At 60.6% G+C, this 22579-nt stretch carries 19 protein-coding genes, 5 tRNA genes and 2 other RNA genes; 12 read left to right on the top strand and 14 right to left on the bottom strand.

Features of this window, described 5'->3' with window-relative positions; translation table 11 throughout:
• Positions 1-498, bottom strand: a 498-nt coding sequence (locus tag AWX27_RS16175; RefSeq protein WP_156428564.1) for a TonB-dependent receptor plug domain-containing protein, incomplete at its 3' end; no start/stop codon positions are given.
• A 189-nt stretch (positions 499-687) separates the two neighbouring features.
• Here AWX27_RS16175 and modE point away from each other — a divergent pair.
• The 9 genes from modE to gpmA all read left to right on the top strand — a co-directional run bounded on the left by modE (position 688) and on the right by gpmA (position 9749).
• A complete protein-coding gene (modE, locus tag AWX27_RS16170; protein WP_049201184.1) occupies positions 688-1479 on the top strand; it encodes a molybdenum-dependent transcriptional regulator in 792 nt (263 codons plus the stop codon).
• A gap of 90 nt (positions 1480-1569) precedes the next feature.
• Entirely contained in the window at positions 1570-3057 is a 1488-nt protein-coding gene (gene modF, locus AWX27_RS16165) for a molybdate ABC transporter ATP-binding protein ModF (RefSeq protein ID WP_060423726.1), read from the top strand.
• 95 nt (positions 3058-3152) lie between these two features.
• A complete protein-coding gene (locus AWX27_RS16160) occupies positions 3153-3725 on the top strand; it encodes a cysteine hydrolase family protein (protein WP_060423670.1) in 573 nt (190 codons plus the stop codon).
• Between the two features lie 167 nt (positions 3726-3892).
• Complete coding sequence (locus tag AWX27_RS16155) at positions 3893-4714, top strand: CPBP family intramembrane glutamic endopeptidase (RefSeq protein WP_060423667.1); 822 nt, start codon at positions 3893-3895, stop codon at positions 4712-4714.
• A 284-nt stretch (positions 4715-4998) separates the two neighbouring features.
• Positions 4999-6051, top strand: coding sequence for a galactose-1-phosphate uridylyltransferase (gene galT, locus AWX27_RS16150; protein ID WP_060423665.1), 1053 nt, complete (start codon positions 4999-5001; stop codon positions 6049-6051).
• Positions 6048-7199 carry a galactokinase gene (gene galK / locus AWX27_RS16145; RefSeq protein ID WP_060423662.1) on the top strand — a complete coding sequence of 384 codons (1152 nt, stop codon included), beginning with the start codon at positions 6048-6050 and terminating at the stop codon, positions 7197-7199. Before galT ends, galK begins: the two co-directional genes overlap by 4 nt.
• Positions 7193-8236: a galactose-1-epimerase gene (gene galM, locus AWX27_RS16140; protein ID WP_060423659.1), complete on the top strand. Its 1044-nt coding sequence runs from the start codon at positions 7193-7195 to the stop codon at positions 8234-8236. The genes galK and galM overlap by 7 nt, the downstream gene beginning before the upstream one ends.
• 197 nt (positions 8237-8433) lie before the next feature.
• Positions 8434-8781 (top strand): PsiF family protein, encoded by a 348-nt coding sequence (locus tag AWX27_RS16135; protein WP_048232954.1) that lies wholly within the window; start codon positions 8434-8436, stop codon positions 8779-8781.
• 215 nt (positions 8782-8996) lie between these two features.
• Complete coding sequence (gene gpmA, locus AWX27_RS16130) at positions 8997-9749, top strand: 2,3-diphosphoglycerate-dependent phosphoglycerate mutase (RefSeq protein WP_004939834.1); 753 nt, start codon at positions 8997-8999, stop codon at positions 9747-9749.
• A 56-nt stretch (positions 9750-9805) separates the two neighbouring features.
• Here the strand turns inward: gpmA and AWX27_RS16125 are convergent, their stop codons facing one another.
• The 3 genes from AWX27_RS16125 to aroG all read right to left on the bottom strand — a co-directional run bounded on the left by AWX27_RS16125 (position 9806) and on the right by aroG (position 13365).
• A complete protein-coding gene (locus AWX27_RS16125) occupies positions 9806-10849 on the bottom strand; it encodes a M48 family metallopeptidase (RefSeq protein ID WP_060423656.1) in 1044 nt (347 codons plus the stop codon).
• 7 nt (positions 10850-10856) lie between these two features.
• A complete protein-coding gene (locus AWX27_RS16120) occupies positions 10857-12047 on the bottom strand; it encodes a YjgN family protein (RefSeq protein ID WP_060423723.1) in 1191 nt (396 codons plus the stop codon).
• Between the two features lie 265 nt (positions 12048-12312).
• The gene (aroG, locus tag AWX27_RS16115; RefSeq protein ID WP_047568857.1) at positions 12313-13365 is read right to left on the bottom strand and encodes a 3-deoxy-7-phosphoheptulonate synthase AroG; all 1053 of its coding nucleotides are present in this window, start codon (positions 13363-13365) and stop codon (positions 12313-12315) included.
• A gap of 212 nt (positions 13366-13577) precedes the next feature.
• Between aroG and AWX27_RS16110 the strand changes: the two genes are divergently transcribed.
• From AWX27_RS16110 to zitB, 3 genes are read left to right on the top strand one after another with little or no spacing between them, the layout of a single operon-like run.
• Positions 13578-14183 carry a response regulator gene (locus AWX27_RS16110; protein ID WP_060423720.1) on the top strand — a complete coding sequence of 202 codons (606 nt, stop codon included), beginning with the start codon at positions 13578-13580 and terminating at the stop codon, positions 14181-14183.
• Positions 14180-17380, top strand: coding sequence for an ATP-binding protein (locus AWX27_RS16105; protein WP_060423654.1), 3201 nt, complete (start codon positions 14180-14182; stop codon positions 17378-17380). Before AWX27_RS16110 ends, AWX27_RS16105 begins: the two co-directional genes overlap by 4 nt.
• Positions 17380-18342, top strand: coding sequence for a CDF family zinc transporter ZitB (gene zitB, locus AWX27_RS16100; RefSeq protein ID WP_033637476.1), 963 nt, complete (start codon positions 17380-17382; stop codon positions 18340-18342). The genes AWX27_RS16105 and zitB overlap by 1 nt, the downstream gene beginning before the upstream one ends.
• A gap of 36 nt (positions 18343-18378) precedes the next feature.
• Here the strand turns inward: zitB and pnuC are convergent, their stop codons facing one another.
• The 10 genes from pnuC to cpoB form a co-directional block, all read right to left on the bottom strand.
• Positions 18379-19104, bottom strand: coding sequence for a nicotinamide riboside transporter PnuC (gene pnuC, locus AWX27_RS16095; RefSeq protein ID WP_060423651.1), 726 nt, complete (start codon positions 19102-19104; stop codon positions 18379-18381).
• 20 nt (positions 19105-19124) lie between these two features.
• Positions 19125-20186, bottom strand: coding sequence for a quinolinate synthase NadA (nadA, locus tag AWX27_RS16090; protein ID WP_015376982.1), 1062 nt, complete (start codon positions 20184-20186; stop codon positions 19125-19127).
• A gap of 320 nt (positions 20187-20506) precedes the next feature.
• Positions 20507-20582, bottom strand: a tRNA-Lys gene (locus tag AWX27_RS16085).
• Positions 20583-20589: 7 nt separating this feature from the next.
• Positions 20590-20665: transfer RNA gene (locus AWX27_RS16080), tRNA-Val, on the bottom strand.
• A 45-nt stretch (positions 20666-20710) separates the two neighbouring features.
• A non-coding RNA gene (locus AWX27_RS16075) (RtT sRNA) lies at positions 20711-20833 on the bottom strand.
• A gap of 13 nt (positions 20834-20846) precedes the next feature.
• Positions 20847-20922: transfer RNA gene (locus AWX27_RS16070), tRNA-Lys, on the bottom strand.
• Between the two features lie 154 nt (positions 20923-21076).
• Positions 21077-21201: non-coding RNA, RtT sRNA (locus AWX27_RS16065), on the bottom strand.
• A gap of 15 nt (positions 21202-21216) precedes the next feature.
• Positions 21217-21292 (bottom strand) — tRNA-Lys (locus AWX27_RS16060).
• 238 nt (positions 21293-21530) lie between these two features.
• Positions 21531-21606: transfer RNA gene (locus AWX27_RS16045), tRNA-Lys, on the bottom strand.
• A gap of 178 nt (positions 21607-21784) precedes the next feature.
• Complete coding sequence (gene cpoB, locus AWX27_RS16040) at positions 21785-22579, bottom strand: cell division protein CpoB (protein WP_060423649.1); 795 nt, start codon at positions 22577-22579, stop codon at positions 21785-21787.

Raw genomic sequence — 22579 nt, 5'->3', positions numbered from 1 at the left:
GCCGTTCAAGGCCGATCCCGGCCCGCGCAGTACCTCGATGCTGTCGTAATGCGCCGGATCGCCCAGCTGCAGCGTGCTGCCGGGCATCTCCACGCCGTTATACAACCAGGCGATAGGCCGGAAACCGCGCGCGGAAAAGTTATTGGACAACGTTGGCGAAGCGACGCCGGACAGACCGGTGGCATGCTCGACGGCGGCGGCCAGCGAGCGGTCGCCCCGCTGTTGGATCGCTCTTGCGCTGATGATATCGACGCTGCGCGGCGTTTCCCGAGCGGTCAGCCCGAGCTGCGAAGCGCTGCGGCTCACGGCGCTCAACGCATCGTAGCGCCCGGCGGGGGCCGCCGCCTCCACCGTGAGCTGTTCTTCGCACCCCGTGGCATTGCGGGCTTTATCGCAGTCGGCAGCGAAAGCCAGCGGCGCCGTCAGTGCGCCGCCGACCCAGGCGGCAAGGCATAAAGATTTTCTGGGCGTGACAAGACGCCGGCGTGTCGTACTCATGTGGAGCATCCCTGTGGTGAAATAAAAACCGGCCGTAAGCCGGCGTAAAGCCTTATCGTTTTTCTGTTATGTTATATTATAACAACAAAGCAATGCCAGTCTTTATTGCCCCGCGCTCCACCGCACTGCGTTTGGCGCTTTGCCGCCAAATCGGCGACAATAAGATTTTTGCCGCCGACAGGATGCGCTATGCAGGCCGAAATTCTTCTGACTCTCAAACTCCAGCAAAAGCTGTTCGCCGATCCGCGCCGCATCGCGCTGCTGAAACAGGTGCAGCACACCGGCTCCATCAGCCAGGGCGCCAAACTGGCGGGCATCAGCTATAAAAGCGCCTGGGACGCCATCAATGAAATGAACCAGCTGGCGGAACAAACGGTGGTGGAACGCGCCACCGGCGGTAAAGGCGGCGGCGGCGCGCAGCTGACGCACTATGGCCAGCGGTTGATCCAGCTGTATGACCTGCTGGGCCAGGTGCAGCAAAAAGCTTTCGACGTGTTGCAGCAGGACGATCTGCCGCTCGACAGCCTGCTGGCGGCCATCTCGCGCTTCTCGCTGCAAACCAGCGCGCGCAATCAGTTCTTCGGCACCGTCATCGAACGCGATCATCAGCAGGTGCAGCAGCACCTGGCGATTTTGTTGAACGACGGCACCACTCGCCTGATGGCGGCCGTCACCCAACAAAGCGCCGACCGGCTGCAGCTGACGCCGGGTAAAGAGGTGCTGGCGCTGATCAAGGCGCCATGGGTGCGGTTAAGCGTCGATACGGCGGAGCATACCGGCGCAGATAACGCGCTGGCGGGCGTGGTGGCCGGCATTCAGCCAGGCGCTGAACACAGCGAGGTGCTGGTGACGCTGGCGGGCGGCGAAACCCTGTGCGCCACCCTGACGACGGCGGAGCTGCAGCGTCTGCAGCTGAGCGTCGGTGCCGCCGTACACGCCCTGTTCAACGCCGATCGCGTGATTGTCGCCACGTTGTGTTAAGCGCAACGTGACGTTGCGTTTTTGTTGATTGACATCCCCCTGCAATGCGCCTATTTCTAAGGCAAATAATTGCAAAAAAAGGAACAGGTGATGTCGTCGTTGCACATTTCGCAAGGTTCATTCCGCTTAAGCGATACCCGCACCCTGACGCTGGACGCGCTGGAAATCCAGGCCGGCGACAGCTGGGCCTTCGTCGGCGCCAACGGCAGCGGCAAATCTGCCCTGGCGCGCGCGCTGGCGGACGAACTGGTTCTGCTGAGCGGTGAACGCCGCAGCGATTTTCAGCACGCGGTGCGCATCTCCTTCGAACAGCTGCAAAAAATGGTCAGCGACGAGTGGCAACGCAACAACACCGATCTGCTCAGCGCGGACGAGGACGACACCGGCCGCACCGCGGCGGAAATCATTCAGGAAGAGGTGAAAGACGCCGCGCGCTGTGAGCGGCTGGCCGCGCAGTTCGGCATCACCGCCCTGCTGACGCGCCGCTTCAAATACCTCTCCACCGGCGAAACGCGTAAAACCCTGCTGTGCCGGGCGCTGATGCCCGAGCCTGACCTGCTGATCCTCGACGAGCCCTTCGACGGGCTGGACGTTCACTCGCGCGCGCAGCTCGCCGCATTGCTGAGCGAGCTTTCCGCCCAGGGCCAAACCGTGGTGCTGGTGCTCAACCGGTTCGACGAAATACCGGATTTTGTCCGGCAGGTGGGCGTGCTGGCGGACTGCACCCTGACCAGCCGCGGGCCGCGCCGCCAGGTGATGGCGGACGCGCTGGTGGCGCAGCTGGCGCACAGCGAAAACCTCAGCGGGCTGGCGCTGCCGGAGACCGAAGATCCGACGCAAAAGGTGACGCTGCCGGCGGATCGGCCGCTGATCGTCCTGCGCGACGGCGTGGTCAGCTATAACGATCGGCCGATCCTCAATCATCTCGACTGGCAGGTTAACCCCGGCGAACATTGGCAGATCGTTGGCCCGAACGGCGCCGGCAAATCCACGCTGCTCAGTTTGATCACCGGCGATCATCCGCAGGGCTACAGCAACGATCTGACGCTGTTCGGCCGCCGCCGCGGTAGCGGGGAAACCATCTGGGAGATCAAGCGCCATATCGGCTACGTCAGCAGCAGCCTGCATCTGGACTATCGCGTCAACACCAGCGTGCGCAACGTGGTGCTGTCGGGGTTCTTCGATTCGATCGGCATTTATCAGGCGGTCTCGGATCGTCAGCGGCAGCTGACCGAACAATGGCTGGCGCTGCTCGGGCTCGACGGCGCGCGCGGCGATGCCCCGTTCCACAGCCTTTCCTGGGGCCAACAGCGGCTGGCGCTGATCGCCCGCGCGCTGGTGAAACACCCGGCGCTGCTGATCCTCGACGAGCCGCTGCAAGGGCTGGATCCGCTCAATCGCCAGCTGGTGCGTCGCTTCATCGACGTGCTGATCGGCCAGGGTGCCACCCAGCTGCTGTTCGTCTCGCACCATGCCGAAGACGCGCCGCAGTGCATCACTCACCGCCTCAGCTTCGTGCCCGACGGCGAGGGCGGCTACGGCTACCAACGGCAACGGCTGGAGGCGGCCTCCGCCTGAAGCGCGGCGTAAACATATCCGGCAACACTTCACCGCAGCACATCACATTTGGCCTTTTATCATAGAAAGAAAGAAGGCCATTTTCTGGAGACGCCATGTCCGCTGCGTTGATTATTATCGACCTGATCGAGGATCTGATCGGGCCCAAAGGGCGCGCCAACCACTGCCGCGAACAGGTGGTGGCGACCCACCTGCTCGCCAACGTCAATGCCGCCGCGGCCTACGCCCGGGTGCGAAAAATCCCGGTGATTTGGGTGCGGGTGGGATTCGCCGACGATTATCATGATATTCCCCCCCACTCGCCGCTGTTCAACCATTTGAAACAGATAGGCGCGCTGCGGCTTAACAGCCCGGGCTGCCGCTGGATGCCCGAACTGCATCAGGAAGAGACCGATCTGCTGTTTGAAAAAACGGCGGTAAGCGCCTTCTCCGGTAACAATTTGTTAGCCTGGCTACGGCAACATCGGTGCCATCATCTGCTGCTGGCGGGCGTCAGCACGCCGCTCGCCATCGAGAGCACCGCGCGTCAGGCGCACGACGCCGGCTTTCAGGTGACCGTGCTGCACGACCTGTGCGCGGCCCCCACGCAGGAGATCCACCAGCAGAGCCTGGACACCCTGCAAAACCTGGCCGAAATCACCCGCTCGCAGGCCTGGATGAAAGGCTGACCCGCGTTGTCGCCGGTCGTATGGGCCGGCATCATGCACAAATCCGTCACTGCCCCGACCTTTAGCGTCATTTGGGTGTGCTACTATCCGCTTTAGCGCTCAATTTCGCCATCATCGCACGCCGCAAAGGCGCTGAGCGCCGTGTACATATTTTAAAGGGACATATTATGTGGGGCGTACTGGCTGCTTCGTTATTTTTCTTGCCGTTTAACCGGCTGATAGCCTGGGTGATCCTGGCCGCCTCGGCGGGCATGGGGCTTTATCATGGGGTACTGACGCCACTCAGCCTGAGTTATCTGCTGGCGATCGTAGCGTTGGCGGGGCTGCGTCACCATTTTCGCGAGCAGCGTAATCTGGCGATCGCGTTCGAAGGCTTGGTGGTCGCCGGCTGCATCGCGCTGTTCTTGCATCTGGTGCCGGGCATCCACAACCAGCTGATGATCGACGGCGACAAAGCCGGCCCGCTCAGCGCGCCGTTCACCATGTATTACAACTTCGACAAGGCGATAGTGCCCTTCCTGCTGTTCGCCTGCTTGCCCACGCTGTTCAGAACCGATAAAGCGGAAAAAAGCGTCGCCTCGGGTTCCTGGATTGCATTGATCATCAGCGTACCGGCGCTGTTGCTGCTGGCCGTGGCGCTGGGCGGTTTAAAAATCGAACTGCATGCGCCCGCCTGGATCCTGCCGTTCGTGATGGCGAACCTGTTCTTCGTCTGCATGGCCGAAGAAGCGCTGTTTCGCGGCTACCTGCAACAGCGCCTCAGCCAATGGCTGGGGGCCTGGCCGGCGCTGATCGTCGCCGCCCTGGTGTTCGGCGCCGCGCATTTGGCCGGCGGCATGCTGATGGTGATCTTCGCGACGCTGGCCGGCGTGATCTACGGCCTGGCATGGATGTGGAGCGGCCGCCTGTGGGTGCCGATTCTGTTCCATTTCGGGCTTAACCTCACCCATCTGCTGTTCTTCACCTACCCGCTGTATCAGCACCCCTGACGGCTGACGCCGGCAGAGAGCCTCTCTCTGCCGGTTGACCAGGTGAAAACGCTATCACCGGCAGCTCACCGCAATCCCCTCAATCACGTAGCCACCGGCTCATCTCCGCGCATCCGGCGCTTTTCAATCAAGTGTAAACGATTCCATTTTTCGCGTTAGATCACCTTTTTATCGCCGCGGGCATGCTATCTTTTTGCGCAATGTACTCTCCCTTTTCAGCAACGGGCGTATCAAGACGGCGGCTGAAAGCGATTACACCTCGTCGACGCCAAGAAAGGAACCGTATGACGGCATTTAACCCTATCGATCATCCACACCGCCGCTATAACCCGCTGAGCGGCCAGTGGGTGCTGGTCTCACCGCACCGCGCCAAGCGCCCCTGGCAGGGCCAACAAGAGGCCGTCCCCACGGAAACGCTGCCAGAGCACGATCCCGACTGTTTCCTGTGCCCGGGCAACGCGCGCGTCACCGGCGATCGCAATCCGGATTATCGCGGCACCTACGTCTTCACCAACGATTTCGCCGCGCTGATGAGCGATACGCCGCCGGCGCCCGACAGCCAGGATCCTTTGATGCGCAGCCAGAGCGCGCGCGGCGTCAGCCGGGTGATCTGCTTCTCTCCCGATCACAGCAAGACCCTGCCCGAATTGACGCTGCTGGCGCTGGAGCAGGTGGTCGCCGCCTGGCAGGCGCAAACCGATGAGCTGGGCAGGCAGTACCCCTGGGTACAGCTGTTCGAAAACAAAGGCGCGGCGATGGGCTGCTCCAACCCGCACCCGCACGGGCAGGTCTGGGCCAACAGTTTTCTGCCGAACGAGGCCGAGCGCGAAGATCGCCTGCAGCACGAGTATTTTCGGGAACATGCCTCCCCGCTGCTGCTGGACTACGCGCAGCGCGAGCTGGCCGCCGGCGAACGCATCGTGGTGAACACCGAACACTGGCTGGCGGTGGTGCCCTACTGGGCCGCCTGGCCGTTTGAAACGCTGCTGCTGCCGAAAGCGGCGGTGCAGCGCATTACCGATCTCAGCGCGGCACAAAGCCAAGATCTGGCGCTGGCGCTGAAGAAGCTGACCAGCCGCTACGACAACCTGTTCCAGTGCTCCTTCCCCTATTCGATGGGATGGCACGGTGCGCCGTTCAACGGTGCCGACAATCGGCACTGGCAGCTGCACGCCCATTTCTACCCACCGCTGCTGCGTTCAGCCAGCGTGCGCAAATTTATGGTCGGTTACGAGATGCTGGCGGAAACCCAGCGCGACCTGACCGCCGAACAGGCCGCAGCGCGTCTGCGCGCCGTCAGCGATATTCATTACCGTGAAGCCGGAGCCCAAGCATGAGCCTGAAACCGCTTACCCATTCCCTGTTTACCGAACACTTCGGCTACGCGCCGGCGTTGACCATCCAGGCGCCGGGTCGGGTGAACCTGATCGGCGAGCATACCGATTACAACGACGGCTTCGTGCTGCCCTGCGCCATCGATTATCAAACCGTCATCGCCTGCGCCAAGCGCGACGACCGCCAGATCCGCGTACTCGCCGCCGACTATCAGAATCAGCAGGATCAATTCTCGCTCGACGATCCGATCGTCAGCCACCCCGATCAGCGCTGGTCCGACTATGTGCGCGGCGTGGTGAAGCACCTTCAGCGCCGCAGCGCCGACTTCGGCGGTGCGGATCTGGTGATCGCCGGGAATGTGCCGCAAGGGGCGGGGCTCAGCTCCTCCGCCGCACTGGAAGTGGCGGTGGGCCAGGCGCTGCAGGCGCTCTATCAGCTGCCGCTGGACGGCGTAGCGCTGGCGCTGAACGGCCAGGAGGCGGAGAACCAATTCGTCGGCTGCAACTGCGGTATCATGGACCAGCTGATCTCCGCGCTCGGCCGGCGCGACAGCGCTCTGCTGATCGACTGCCGCTCGCTGGAAACCCGTGCGGTACCGATGCCGGACAACGTCGCGGTGGTGATCGTCAACTCCAATGTGCAACGCGGGCTGGTGGACAGCGAATACAACACCCGCCGCAAACAGTGCGAGGAAGCGGCGCGGTTCTTCGGCGTCAAGGCGCTGCGCGACGTCAGCCCCGAACAGTTTGAGGCGCGTCAACACCAGCTCGATCCGTTAGTAGCCAAACGCGCGCGCCATGTGATCAGCGAGAACGCCCGCACGCTGGCAGCGGCCGACGCGCTGGCGGCCGGCGATCTGCAGCGCATGGGCCGGCTGATGGCGGAGTCGCACGCCTCGATGCGCGACGACTTTGAAATCACCGTGCCGCCGATCGATAAGCTGGTCGAGATCGTCAAAGCGACGATCGGCCCACGCGGCGGCGTGCGCATGACCGGCGGCGGCTTTGGCGGCTGCATCGTCGCGCTGATGCCGCAGGATCTCGTGGAGACAGTGCGTGCCGCCGTGGCGCACGAGTATCCGCGGCAAACCGGCGGATTGCGGGAAACCTTCTATGTCTGCCAGGCTTCGCAAGGCGCCGGCCTATGCTGACGGCAACGGCGGCACTCGCCCCCGATGGTCAGCCTTATCAGCTGACGCAGTTGCAAAACGCCGGCGGCATGACGGTGACGCTGATGGACTGGGGCGCCACCTGGCTGTCCGCCGTCTTGCCGCTCAAATCCGGTGAAAGGCGCGAGTTGCTGCTCGGCTGCCGCAGCCCGGCGGACTACCAACGTCAGGGCGCCTATCTGGGCGCCACCGTCGGCCGCTACGCCAACCGTATCGCCAACGCCAGTCTGCCCATCGACGGGAAACCCCATGCGCTGGCCGCCAATCAGGGCGCCCACCAGCTGCACGGCGGCCCCGACGGTTTCCATGCCCGCCGCTGGCGCCGGGTACAGCACGATGCGCATCAGGTCTGCTATGCGCTGCACTCGGCGGAGGGCGATCAGGGTTTTCCGGGCAATCTCGACGTGCAGGTCTGCTACCGCCTGACCCCCGACAATCGCGTGGAAATCAGCTATCTGGCGCAGGTCGATCGCCCCTGCCCGGTCAACCTGACCAACCACGCCTATTTCAATCTGGACGGTGCCAGCACCGACGCCCGCGCCCAGCGGCTGCAGCTGTTCGCCGATCGCTATCTGCCCGTCGACGCCGAGGGCATTCCCTGTGCCGGGCTGACGCCGGTGGACGGCAGCGGCATGGATTTTCGCCAGCCGAAAACGCTGCTGCAGGATTTTCTGCGCGACCGCGACCAGCAGCGGGTAAAAGGCTACGATCACGCTTTTCTGCTGCACCGCACCTGCGGCGCGCTGGAGTGCCCGGCGGCCCATTTGTGGTCCGCCGACGGGCAAGTGCAGATGAGCGTGTTCACCGACGCGCCCGCACTGCAACTCTACAGCGGCAATTATCTGGCCGGCACGCCGGCGCGCGACGGCGGCAGCTATGCCAACCACGCCGGCGTGGCGCTGGAAAGCGAGTTTTTGCCGGACAGCCCGCACCATCCCGAATGGCCACAGCCGGACTGTTGGCTGCAGCCGGGGAGCCGCTACCGCAGCGCCACGCATTATCAGTTTTATCCTATCTGACCCGCCACGCCCCTCGCCGCGCGGCCGGGGGCGATTTGTTATAAATGCTTACCTTTTAGCGCTATTCCCCCGCCGGCGCCCACCTTTCCTTATTCCAAAGCGCGCACTACACTCAGGCTACCGTGATAAGCACAACGCCTTGTGCAACGTCACAATTTTCGGCCGATGGCGGCCAATCAATAGCTGAAGGAACACCTATGCGTCTGATTACTGCACTTCCATTGCTGGCGGGCTTAATGCTGAGCACCAATCTGATGGCGGCCGACGCGACGACGGCGACAAAAACGCCTTCGCCGGCGCAGGCGGCCCAACAGAAACGCATGACCGATTGCAACCAACAGGCATCCACCAAGTCGCTGAAAGGCGCGGATCGCTCCACCTTTATGAGCACCTGCCTAAAATCTGAAGGCGCCGCCGCGACGGGCAAAACCCTGACGCCGCAGCAGCAGAAAATGAAAACCTGCAACGCCGACGCCAAGACCAAGAATCTGAAGGGCGACGCGCGTAAAACCTTCATGAGCAGCTGCCTGAAAAAATCGGCCTGATTTGCCCCACGCCACGGCGCGCCCGAAGCGATTTCGGCGCGCCGTTTCCCCTTCGCAGCGCCAGCCTGAACGATTCAGCTTTTTCCTTTCGCCAGCCCTTACTTTGCGGCAAGAAATTGGCTATGGTTAGACACTATCGATTGCCGAGCCCCGGCCCGCGGCAATATAATGATTTTCGTTATCATTGAAATGTCAGATTATTAAGGAGTTAAGCTATGGCTGTAACTAAGCTGGTTCTGGTGCGTCACGGCGAAAGCCAGTGGAACCAAGAAAACCGCTTCACCGGTTGGTATGATGTCGATCTGTCCGACAAGGGCCGTACCGAAGCGAAAGCAGCAGGCAAGCTGTTGAAAGAAGAAGGGTTCACTTTCGACTTCGCTTACACCTCCGTACTGAAGCGCGCGATCCACACCCTGTGGAACATCCTCGACGAGCTGGATCAGGCCTGGTTGCCGACCGAAAAATCCTGGAAGCTGAACGAACGTCATTACGGCGCGCTGCAGGGTCTGAACAAAGCGGAAACCGCTGAAAAATACGGCGACGAGCAGGTGAAACAATGGCGTCGCGGCTTCGCGGTGACCCCACCTGAGCTGACCAAAGAAGACGAACGCTACCCTGGCCACGATCCGCGCTACGCCTCGCTGACCGAGCAAGAGCTGCCGCTGACCGAAAGCCTGGCGCTGACCATCGATCGCGTGATTCCTTACTGGGACGAAGAGATCCTGCCACGCATCAAGAGCGGCGAGCGCGTGATCGTTGCGGCGCACGGCAACTCGCTGCGCGCGCTGGTGAAATACCTGGATAACCTGAGCGAAGACGAAATCCTCGAGCTGAACATCCCAACCGGCGTGCCGTTGGTGTATGAGTTCGACGAGAACTTCAAGCCAACCAAACGTTACTACCTGGGTAACGCCGACGAGATCGCTGCAAAAGCGGCCGCCGTGGCAAACCAGGGTAAAGCGAAGTAATTTCGCCCGTTAACGAAAAAGCCCCCGGTGAAAACCGGGGGCTTTTTCGTTACTGATTACTGTGGCGGCTGCTGCGCCATCGCCTCGTTCACCGCGTCCAGCCGTTCCTGCATCGCCGGGTGGGTGCTGAGCCAGGCCGGCAGCGCCCAGTCATCGGCCTGTTCTCGTTCAGGCGCCTGCGCCAACGCGCGGTAGATCGCTGCCATTTGCGCCAGCGAACGCCCCTGTCGCTGCATTTGCGCTATCGCGAACGCATCCGCCTCGCGCTCCATCCCACGGGAAAACTGCATCTCATTCACGAAGGACGCAGACTGCAGCAGCGTATCGCCGATGCCGCTGACGTCACCGGTCATCCACATCAGCGTCAACGCCACCAGCGACGAACGCACCAGCATGCGCATTGGGTGGCGATGAGCGTGGTGCCCCATCTCATGCAACATGACTGCCGCCAGCCCATCGTCGTTTTTCGCCAGGGCGACCAGACTATCGCTGAGCACCAGCGTGCCGTCCGGCAACATAAAGGCGTTCGGCGCACCGGGCACCGCCATCAGCTTCAACGACAGCGGCGTACGCTCCTCACGCATTTCGGCCGGCATCACCTGCCGGAACAGCTGCTGCAACGCCCGCTGCCGCTCGGCCGGGAGTGCAGAAGGCTTGAAGCCGCTCTGGCTTAAAAACGTCTGCGTGTGTTCGCCCAGCGTCTGTTCCACCGAGGTGGGGATGCGCATGGCGATCTCGCTGCTCGCCCACGGCAGCACGACGTAAACGTAGGCCACGACCGCCAGCAGCGTCATCAGCAGCGCCAGAGCGACGCCGCGTTTGTGGCGTTCCAGGCGATGCACCCAGCCCGGCGAACGGCGCTGATAGAACCAGCGGCGAAACGCCGCATCGTCGTCCGGCACAAAGCGCGCGCCGTCCTTAAAGGTCAGCGTCAGCGGAATATTGCCCAGCGCCGCAGAGACGGTGATGTCCGCCAAGGGGATGTAACGTTGCTCATCCTGCCGCTGCAGCGTCACGCCCTCGCCGCTTTCGTTCACCAGCAGGCGGGCCGCCTCACGTGCGGCCCGCCCCGGCAACTGGTAGGCGCCCTCGAGGATCATTGGCGCCTCAGAAACTGCCGCCCAGGTCCAGCGCCTGCACCGCCTCTTCGGCCACCGCGCTGTTGGCGGTTTCCTGGTGCGCCGCGATGTCCAGCAACGCCAGATCGCCTTCAACCGCCGTGCACTCCGCCAGATAACGGGCGTGACGTACTTCCGCCACCGGCGCAGCAAAGCCGAGCGAGAACAGCGTGATCAGGGTATTGGTGATCAACAGCCCCATATACGGCAGGGTCTGCATGGAAGAGTGCAATTTGATGCTGCCGTTCAGCGTCGCCTGGTTAAACAGATAGTTGCGTTGGGCGACAATCTGGTAACTGCCGGCAATCAAGGCGCCAACCAGCAACACCACCATCATCAGCAGCAGGCTGCCAATATTCTCCAACACCAGCAAGTCGGCGGTTTCATCCGTCAGTATGCCCATCAATACCATTTGGTACAGCGACAGCATGAACGACCCCATACACACCAGCGCCGCCAACATAAACGGCAGGAAAATGAGCAGGCCGATCAAGGCAAATTTGATAAAGGCCGACTTTTTCAGTTCGGCAATAAACGGCGTGCGGCCGAAGAACAGATTATTAACGTACAGATCGTGCTGCAGCGCGCTAATAATACCGTTGACGGCGGCGAATGCCGGCACGGCCAACAGCAGCGTCAACACCAGCATCAGGCCGATGGCGTTAATGCTGTCAAAGCTGCTGCCAATACTGAGCAAAATGATTAAGCCGACATAAAGCCCGATAATCAGTAATAGCGGGCAGAACAGTAGCGCCCAATAAGCGCGCCCGGTGCGGCAAACATAATTAAAACGCACGCCGCGATAGCTCGACATAATCGCATTGTAGCGCCAGCTGCGAATCACCACCCATGGCAGCAGGGCAAGCAACGCCAATAAGGCCAGCAGCCCCAGCAGCGGCGCCACCGCCAGCAGGATATAAAACACGATGATACCGCCGATCACCAACAGCCGCCCTTTCAGAATTTGCAGCGGCTGCGCATGGTAATCGAAACGATCGCCGTCCAATTCCGTGTTGCCGTAAAAATAGCGGCGACGACGCACCGTCGCCCAGGCGGAATAGATGCCCAGGGTCACGATGGTCAATAATGCATTGACTAACCAAATAGCGAAGTACTCGCCGCCTTTCCCATGGAATTTAATCCGGTGCAGCCCCAGCGGCTGCGAGGTATTGCTTGTCATAATTCTTTCGTCCTGAAAGGAATAGGTCATACCACTCCCCGCTTATTTGTCATGCGGGGTTTGTGGAATAAAAAAGCGTCTTATATAAGCACAATGCCATGAGCAGTGACAATTATTCTTTTATTAAATAGGAATAATGCGAAGGAGGTCGCTTAATGATTTCATTGGCCTATTAATTGTAAGCCTTAAATGAGTGGGATATATAGAGGTGCAATGACAAGGATAAAACAAGGGCCCGGCTGCCAGGCCCTTGTCATTTTAGCGATTATCCGCGGCGCGCTTTCACCGCCGCCGCCAGATCGCGCAGCACGGTTTCGGTGTCCTGCCAGCCGATGCAGCCGTCGGTCACGCTCTTGCCGTAAACCAGCGGTTCGCCGCTTTCAAGGTTCTGGTTGCCTTCCACCAGGTGGCTTTCGATCATCACGCCGATGATCGCTTTTTCACCGCCGCTAATCTGCCCGCAAACGTCAGCGCTCACGTCCATCTGCTTTTTGAACTGTTTGCTGCTGTTGGCATGGCTGAAATCGATCATCACCTGCGCCGGCAGCCCGGCTTTGCTCAGGCCGGCTTTGACGTCCTTCACGTGCGCCGCGCTGTAGTTCGGCTCTTTGCCGCCGCGCAGAATAATGTGACAGTCGCCGTTGCCGCTGGTGTTAACGATAGCCGAGTGGCCCCACTTGGTTACCGACAGGAAACAGTGCGGCGCGCCGGCGGCGTTGATGGCGTCGATCGCCACCTTGATGGTGCCGTCGGTGCCGTTCTTGAAGCCGACCGGGCATGAGAGGCCGGAGGCCAGCTCGCGGTGCACCTGCGATTCCGTGGTGCGCGCGCCGATGGCGCCCCAGCTCATCAGATCCGCCAGGTACTGCGGCGTGATCATGTCGAGGAATTCGCCCGCGGCCGGCAGGCCGCTGTCGTTGATCTCCACCAGCAGCTTGCGCGCCAGGCGCAGACCGTCGTTGATGTTGAAGCTGTTGTCCATCTGCGGATCGTTGATCAGGCCTTTCCAGCCCACGGTGGTGCGCGGTTTTTCGAAGTATACGCGCATGACCACTTCCAGCTCGCCCTTCAGTTCTTCACGCAGCGCCAGCAGGCGCCCCGCGTACTCTTTGGCGGCTTGGGTATCGTGGATAGAGCAAGGGCCAATCACCACCAGCAGGCGATCGTCGCTGCCGCGGAGGATATTGTGAATTGCGCTGCGGGCCTGGGACACCGTCTTTGCTGCGCGTTCAGTGGCCGGGAATTTCTCCAGCAAAGCCACCGGCGGCAGGAGTTCCTTAATATCATTAATGCGTAAATCGTCGTTTTGGTAATTCATAGCTTTTCCATTCGGTATCGAGGGGTATTTCGCAGTGCGTAACGGTGTAGATCCCAACAATCTAGCCTGTGGGAATGACGCTGTAAATCACCTTTGCCCCCCTCCGCTGGAACCGCCAAATTAACAGCAGATTGTGCTGTTTCATCAGGGGAGCGCAGAGCCTCCTTTTTCGCTATGCTAGCGATCGGAATATAAAGCGACCCGAGTTGAACATGCCCTCTCTGTTATTAGTTGATGACCACCCGGTGGTTCATGTCGCACTGGAAGCGGCGCTAATGAAATCATCCCGCTCCTACCGCCTGCAGGCGGCGCAGGACGACGTCCAGGCGCTGGCCCTGCTGGCCGAGGCCGCTTTCGGCCTGGTGATCCTGGATATCGGCCTGCCGCAGGTCGACGGGCTGCAGCTGTTGAAAAAAATCCGCCGCCGCTACCCGCAGCAGCCGATCCTGATCTATACCGCGCAGGAGGCCGAGGTCTATGCGCGCATGGCCCATGCCGCCGGAGCCAACGGTTTCGTCAATAAAGGCAGCTCGTTGGCAGAGCTGGTACAGGCGATTGAGCAGGTGCTGGACGGTGAAACCCACTTCCCCGCCGCCGCGCTGGCCGAAGAAGCGCCGACGGCGGACGGTGGGCTGCTCACTCCCAAAGAGCTCGAAGTGCTGGGCTTGCTGAGCCAGGGGCTGTCCAACCTGCAGATCGCCGATCGGCTGCACATCAGCAACAAGACCGTCAGCACGCACAAGAAGAACATCCAGCGCAAAACCGGCGCCGGCAACCTGCTGGAGCTGGTGGCGGTGTTTAAAGAGCTGGCGCCATGATGCGCCGCGCGCTGCTGCTGCTGATCCTGTGGTGCGGTCTGGCGCAGGCGGCGGAGCCGGTGCGCTATCAGCTGGTCAGCAATCTGAATACCCCCGAGAACATGCTGATCGTCGGCGAGAAAAATCCCTGGCGCGACCGAACGCTGCGCATCGGCATCATCAGTGAGAACACCAGCCCGTACAACATCATCGTGGACGACGATCTGTATGGGCTGAACGCCGACTACCTCGGCTATATCCAGCAGGTAACCGGCATTCGCTTCGCCATTTACGGCTTTGCCGATCTGACCCAGCTGGAGCAGGCGCTGCACGACGGCAAGATCGATCTGCTGTACGGCATCCCGCAGAGTGAGGCGCTGCACGGCCTGGCGATCTCTCAGCCCTATTACGTCAGCAACCTGCGCGTATTGCGCGATCGCAGCAACGATCGACCGGTGATGCTCAACTCCGCCAACGCCCGCGTCGCGATCGGCGCGCTGACCGACATGCAGTCCGGCGGCGCTCTGCAGGCCGTGGCGTCGCAGATCCAGCGCTACGACAACAATCTGCAGGCGGTCTACTCGCTGCTCAACGGCAGCAGCGACTACTTTATCGCCGACGAGGCCAGCGCCAGCTTTATCATCGACCAGCTGCAGCTCGGCCAGCTCTATCAGATTGAAAGCAACGAGAATCTGGGCAACCTGTCCTTCGTGTTCGCCGCCGCCGACTCACGGCTGATAGACACGCTGGACACCGCCATCGCCGACGCGCCGATGGAGCTGATGAACGCCCTGCAGAGCCGCTGGAGCAAAAAGATCCCCAGCTACCTCGACACCGGCAATGCCGACCTGACGACGATGGAGAAGAATTGGGTGGCGAGCCACCGCGTGGTGTACTACGCCGCCATCGAGAACAACTTCCCGTTCGCCTACCGCGGCTCTGACGGCCAGCCGCGCGGCTACGCCATCGACATTCTCAACATCATCGCGCAAAACACCGGGCTGCGTTTCGCACCGCTGTGGGCGCGCAACGCCGAGCAGGCCGATCAGCTGGTGCAGGCCGGCCAGGCCAGCTTCCGCGCCGCCCTGCCGCTGGCGCGCGGCGTCAAGGCGCGCTACGGCGCCAGCATGCCGATCCACCGCTCGCTGTGGGGCGTTTACGTCGGCCAGCACGCCGACGGCATTTCCACCTGGAACGATTTGGCCGGCAAGCGCATCGGCGTGCTGCAGGGCGATTTGGCGCAGGGGCTGGTGCCGGAACAGGAGCAGACCGTCAGCTTCGCCGACAGCAAGTCGATGTACGACGCGCTGGCCAACGGCCAGTTGGATGCGCTGGTGGATAACGTCATCTCCGCCAACTTTTTGGCGCTGTCGCGCTATTCCGGCGCCATCAAGCTGGCCTTTGCCGCCAACAACATCCCCTACCCGGTGGCCTTCGGCGTGCGCCGCGATCAACCTCTTCTGTTGGCGATCCTCGATAAGAATCTGATGCAGATCCCGGCGGACACCCTGCAATCGCTGCGCGACGAGTGGATCGTCGACCGCAGCAATCTTATCGACGCGGTGAATGACAACCGTATGCCGCCGCAGACCACCTGGCTGCTGGCGCTGCTGGCCGCCGCCACCGTGCTGCTGCTGGCGCTAACGCTGCGCCGTTTCATGCTGCAGCGCCGTGAAAAACGCGAACGCGAAGAACTCGAGCACGCGCGCCGCCGCGCCGAGGCGGAAAACCGCATGAAGAGCAAATTCCTCGCCACCGTCAGCCACGAGCTGCGCACGCCGATGCACGCCATCCTCGGCCTGTTGGAGCTGGAGCTCAAACGCCAACCCGCGCCGGAAGGCCTGCCGGTGATATACAGCTCGGCCTCTTCGCTGCTCAACCTGCTCAACGACCTGCAGGATCACGCCCGGCTGGAAACCGGTTCGCTGACGCTGGCGCCGAAACCGGTGGCGCCGCGCCCCTGGGTAGCGCGCATCGATGCCCTTTACCGGCCGCTGATCGGCGAACGCCCGTTGACGCTGAGCGTGCTGGCGGATCCGGCGCTGCCTGAGGCGGTGATTATTGATGGTGAGCGTTTACTTCAAGTGGCTAACAACCTGATAAACAACGCGATAAAGTTTACACCGCGCGGCACTATTCAGGTCGAGATCGGCTGGCGCACACAGGATGAGCGGCAGGGGGAATTGCGATTAACGGTGAACGACAGCGGCTGCGGCATCGCCGCCGATGAGATAGGCAAGCTGTTCCAACCGTTTTACCGCGCGCGCGGCGCGCAACGCATTTCGGTGCAGGGCACCGGTTTGGGACTGTCTATCTGCAAAGAGATCGTCGAACAGATGGGCGGCCGCATCGAGCTGCACTCGCAGCCGGGCGTCGGCACCCGCGTCGAGGTCGCGATACCGGTCGAGCTGAGCGGTGCGGCGCCGGCTGTCGCCCAGGAGGAGCACACCTATCCTCTGCCGCCTTCCGCCTTGCGTACCGCGCTGATCGACGATCACCCCACCAATTTGTTGCTGCTGGAACGCCAGCTGCGCCACTTCGGGCTGCAACCCGCCCGCTTTGAACAAGGCTATGCGCTGTTGAAGGCCCAGCGCCGGCAACCGTTCAATCTGCTGTTTATCGACTATAACATGCCGCGCCCGGACGGGCTGACGCTGGCCAGGCTGATCCGCCGCGACGAACAGCGGCTGCAACGCCCGCCTTGCCGCATCGTGCTTTGCTCGGCAGACGTGCAGGAGTTTACCCGCATCCCGCCGGGGCTGGTGGCGATCGACCACTTCCTGACCAAACCGATTTCACTGGCGGCGATCGGCCAGGTATTGGCTCAGCAACCGCAGGCTCAGGAAGAAAAGTCAGTCCTTACTGACCTGCGACAAACGCTGGCCGAAATGGCAGGTGGCGATCGCGCCATGCTGCAGCGGCTGGCGCAGACGCTCGGCGATACGCTGCGCCAAGACCGGCAGCGGCTCGCGGACGCCGTCGCCGCGAGCGACTGGCCGCGCCTGGAGCAGGCGGCGCACCGCATCAAGGGCAGCCTGCTGATGCTGCAGCTGCCGGAAGCCGCGCAGCTGTGCCAGCAGCTGGTGGATACCGCACGTCGGGGCGAGCTTGCCGCCGCCGCTTATACTAAATTAAAGGCGTTAGTGGCGCAGATAGAACCGGAGCTGGACGCTCTGCTCGCCGCCGCCCCCTCTTTCGCTATGCATAAGGATGAATAATGTCGGACACTCCACACGTACACCTGCCGAAAGACAGTAATAGTAAACGCCTACTGACCGCTTTTTTAGTCACCGCCGTCTTTATGGTGGCCGAGGTGGTCGGTGGCCTGTTGTCCGGCTCGCTGGCGCTGTTGGCCGACGCCGGCCATATGTTGACCGATGCCGCCGCGCTGCTGGTGGCGCTGATGGCGGTGCACTTCTCCCAGCGCAAGCCCAACGCGCGCCACACCTTCGGCTATCTGCGCCTCACCACCCTGGCGGCCTTCCTCAACGCTGCAGCGCTGCTGGTGATCGTGGTATTCATCCTGTGGGAGGCGATACGGCGTTTCTTCGAACCGCAGCCGGTGATGGGTACCCCGATGCTGATCATCGCCGTAGCGGGGCTGCTGGCGAACCTGTTCGCCTTCTGGTTGCTGCATCGCGGCAGCGAAGAGAAAAATATCAACGTGCGCGCCGCCGCGCTGCATGTGTTGGGCGACCTGCTCGGTTCGGTGGGCGCCATCGTCGCCGCCATCGTCATTCTTGCCACCGGCTGGACGCCGATTGACCCGATCCTGTCGGTGCTGGTCTCCTGTCTGGTGCTACGCAGCGCCTGGCGGCTGCTGAAGGAGAGTTTCCACGAGCTGTTGGAAGGCACGCCGCAGGAGGTCGATATCGCCAAGCTGCAAAAAGACCTGTGCCTGAATATCCCGGAAGTGCGCAACATCCATCACGTGCATGTCTGGCAGATCGGCGAACAAAAGCTGATGACGCTGCATGCGCAGGTGATCCCGCCGCATGACCACGATGGGCTGTTGCAACGCATTCAGGCTTATCTGTTGGAACACTACAAGATTGGCCACGTGACCATTCAGATGGAGTACCGGCACTGCGAGACACCGGACTGCGGTATCAACCGGGCGCCGGAGCCGAGTGAACACTCACATGCCGAAGCGCACTCCCATCTGGGACATCGTCACTAAGCCAAGAGGGCGCCACCACGGCGCCCTCTGCTGTTGCTACGGTGCGGACGAGAGCGGATTGGAACGGTTACGCCCGGCGCTCTTGATCCACAGCCAGGAGCCGTTCAGGGCGATCAGCGTCAGAATGACATACTCCAGCGCCATCGCGTACACCCCCTGGTAAGCGAAGATCGCCACGCTGATGACGTCGATAACCACCCACAGCAGCCAGTTTTCCACGTACTTGCGCGTCATCAGGATCATCGCCACGATGGAGAGCACCATCATCGCCGAATCCCAGAACGGGAACGCGTCCGGCTGCAGTTCAGGCATCTGCACGTCCAGCCCCAGCCCTTGCATCACCGCTACCGCGATCTGCGTCAGCCAGGCGAACACGCGGTCGATGTTAAAGGTCATCAGGCCAATGCCGATGACGCAAACCGCCGCCCAGGCCAACGCTTTCGGCAACGGCAGCCAGCGGATCTGCAGCTCAGCCTGATTATCCTGGGTTTGGCGGCTCCAGGCATACCAACCGTAAATGTTGGCGCCGAAAAAGAACAGCTGCAACAGCAGGCTGGCGTACAGCTGGATCTGGAAGAAAATTACCGCGAACAGCGTGACGTTGATCAGGCCGAACAGGTAGTTGATGATTTTTTCCTTGCTGGCGTACCAGATGCACAGCAACCCGAACAGCGTGCCGATGGCTTCGATCCACGACAGATCGTAACCGCCCGCGCCAAGCGGAATGTGCACCAGAATATTGCTGGTACTGAAGAAGCTCATGAAGTCATCCTTTTAAACGGTTAAGCGTTGCCTTTGACCTGCATCTTAAGCTGAGCGGCGAAATCCAGCATGCGGTTCAGCGGCACCAGCGCCTTCTCACGCAGCGCGGCGTCCACGTGGATCTCATGCTGCGCGCCCCCCTGCTCCAGCCCTTCGGCAATCGCCTTCAGGCCATTCATCGCCATCCACGGGCAATGCGCGCAGCTGCGACAGGTCGCCCCTTCTCCGGCGGTCGGCGCTTCGAACAGCTCCTTGTCCGGGCAGGCCTGCTGCATCTTGTAAAAGATACCGCGATCCGTGGCGACGATCAGCTGTTGATGCGGCAATGTTTTCGCCGCCTGAATCAGTTGGCTGGTCGATCCCACCGCATCCGCCAACTCAACCACCGCCTGTGGCGATTCGGGATGCACCAGGATGGCCGCCTGCGGATAAAGCGCCTTCATGCGCCGCAGCGCCTGAGTCTTGAACTCGTCATGGACAATGCAGGCGCCTTGCCAGCACAGCACGTCGGCGCCGGTCTGCTTCTGCACGTAGCTGCCGAGATGGCGATCCGGCGCCCAGATGATCTTCTCGCCCAGGCTGTCCAGGTGCTCGATCAGCTCAACGGCGATGCTGGAAGTGACCACCCAGTCGGCGCGCGCTTTGACCGCCGCCGAGGTGTTCGCATAGACCACCACGGTACGATCGGGGTGGCTGTCGCAAAACGCATGAAACTCCTCTTCCGGGCAGCCCAGATCCAGCGAACATTCGGCAAACAGCGTCGGCATCAGCACCTGCTTTTCCGGGCTGAGGATCTTGGCGGTTTCCCCCATGAAGCGCACGCCGGCCACCAACAGCGTGGAAGCCGGATGGGCGCTGCCGAAGCGCGCCATTTCCAGCGAATCCGCCACGCAGCCGCCGGTTTCTTCCGCCAGCGCCTGGATTTCCGGATCGGTATAATAGTGGGCGACCATCACCGCATTGCGCTGCTTGAGCAGGGTTTTGATCTTTTCGCGATAAAAGGCTTTTTCGGCTACGTCCAGCGGAACCGGTTTCGGCGGGAAGGGATACACCGCCGCATTGACATCAAACATTTCACTCATCGCTGCAATCTCATGCTAGGCTGGGCGCCTGCCGCGTGAATATCGCCTGCCGCAACGCCCTTCGTTTTATATACTAAACAAAATACCTAAAACTGCGCGAAAAGTCCGCTGATATTTTCATATTTGCGCACCTATTGTTTAATGGATTAAAAAAAACAGATATTGGTTACACAGCTCACAGCGGGAAATGGCCTGACGAGACCGTATAGCCGTTCAGAGAACAGCGTGATGATCGGTGCGGTGTTGAAACGAGAAAGCACGAATGTAGCTGACGGTGCTGCAGATGCGAAAAAAGCGCCAAAAGGCGCTTTTCTCTGAATTGGTGGGTCGTGCAGGATTCGAACCTGCGACCAATTGATTAAAAGTCAACTGCTCTACCAACTGAGCTAACGACCCGCAGAAGTGGTGGGTGATGACGGGCTCGAACCGCCGACCCCCTCCGTGTAAAGGAGATGCTCTACCAACTGAGCTAATCACCCACTGCTGTGGTACTGCTATTTTTCACACCTTGCTCTATTAAAGAGTGGTGGGTCGTGCAGGATAACTCGGCCTTTGGCCTCGCCCTTCGGGCCATCACCGGAGTGATGTTGTCTCGCTTTGCGAGACTCGAACCTTTACGGTTCTCATCCTGACGATTTAACACCTTGCTCTATTAAAGAGTGGTGGGTCGTGCAGGATTCGAACCTGCGACCAATTGATTAAAAGTCAACTGCTCTACCAACTGAGCTAACGACCCACTGATGTGGTTTACTGCTGATGGCGAATAGGCTCTATTGGAACCGACTCGCGGAAAACAAGGATGGGGATGTTCAGGACAACTCGACGGGTACTCGACTCGGACCTTTACTTTGCCACATCAAACCGATTCTGAAGCTGCCATTCTTAAAGAATGGTGGGTCGTGCAGGATAACTCGGCCTTTGGCCTCGCCCTTGCGGGCCATCACCGGAGTGATGTTGTCTCGCTTCGCGAGACTCGAACCTTTACGGTTCTCATCCTTTACGATTCTCTATCGCAGCCATTCTTAAAGAATGGTGGGTCGTGCAGGATTCGAACCTGCGACCAATTGATTAAAAGTCAACTGCTCTACCAACTGAGCTAACGACCCATAACAGTGGTGGGTGATGACGGGCTCGAACCGCCGACCCCCTCCGTGTAAAGGAGATGCTCTACCAACTGAGCTAANCTCGAACCTTTACGGTTCTCATCCTTTACGATTCTCTATCGCAGCCATTCTTAAAGAATGGTGGGTCGTGCAGGATGACTCGGCCTTTGGCCTCGCCCTGACGGGCCATCACTTCGTGATGTTATCCTTCCCGATTCCACTTCATTTCTTGCTTCAAAATTGGTGGGTCGTGCAGGATTCGAACCTGCGACCAATTGATTAAAAGTCAACTGCTCTACCAACTGAGCTAACGACCCAATTTCCCTGCCGCTTTAACATCTTGCAAGATGTCTTGGCAACGGCGGCATATATTACTAATTTATCTTGGCAGCGCAACCTAAATTTTTTACTGATGCGTTCAACTGCTTGTTCTTCACGCGAATGAGCCCAGAAATCGGTCAAATCGACTAACTTCTGGGCTCATTTTTCTGACTGTTAACCGCCTACGCGGCTTTTCGCCTGTTTGGCCGCCGCACTGGTTGGGTACTGTTTAATCACCTGCTGGAACACGGCTTTGGCTTTATCGGCCTGCCCTTTCTCCTGCATGATGATACCCACCTTGTACATGGCGTCCGGCGCCTTCGGTGATTTCGCGTAATTCTTCACCACCACCGCAAAATAGTAGGCCGCGTCGTCTTTTTTACCCTTGTTGTAGAACAACTGGCCCAGCCAATAGTTGGCGTTGGGCTGGTAGGTAGACTTCGGGTACTGTTTTACGAAGGACTGAAAGGCGGAAATCGCCTGGTCATACTGTTTTTTTTCCAGCGCCAGAGAAACAGCGGCGTTGTAGTCGCTGTTCTCATCACCGCCGCTCGGCGTTGCAGAAGCGGCTGCAGGCGCGCTGCCGCCCGCATCGGAAGATGCGCCTGCGGCTGCCCCACCGGCAGCGCCCGTGGCCGCAGAGGCGCTCTGAGCGCCGCCCTGGCTGAGGCTATCCATCTGCTGATAGATTTGCTTCTGGCGTTCAACCACCTGATTCAACTGATACTGACTTTCCTGGATTTGCCCACGGAGAGAATCAATGTCGCGTTGGTTATCAGAGAGTTGTTGCTGGAGTTGGTTTAAAAGCTGGCCTTGAGCATTGCTGATGCGCTCAAGCGAGGTGACACGGTCTTCGACCGAGCCGGAGCCGACATTACTGATTGGCGCTTGGGCAGTAGCGGCCCAAGGGGCCGCTACGCCAACCAGTAACGACAGACTCAACAGGTGACGTCTGAAGTTACTGTTCAT

Source organism: Serratia sp. 2880STDY5682894 (assembly GCF_001537385.1).
Lineage (GTDB): Bacteria > Pseudomonadota > Gammaproteobacteria > Enterobacterales > Enterobacteriaceae > Serratia > Serratia nevei.
The sequence above is the reverse complement of the archived record's forward strand: the minus strand, read 5'-3'. Positions and strand labels throughout refer to the sequence as shown.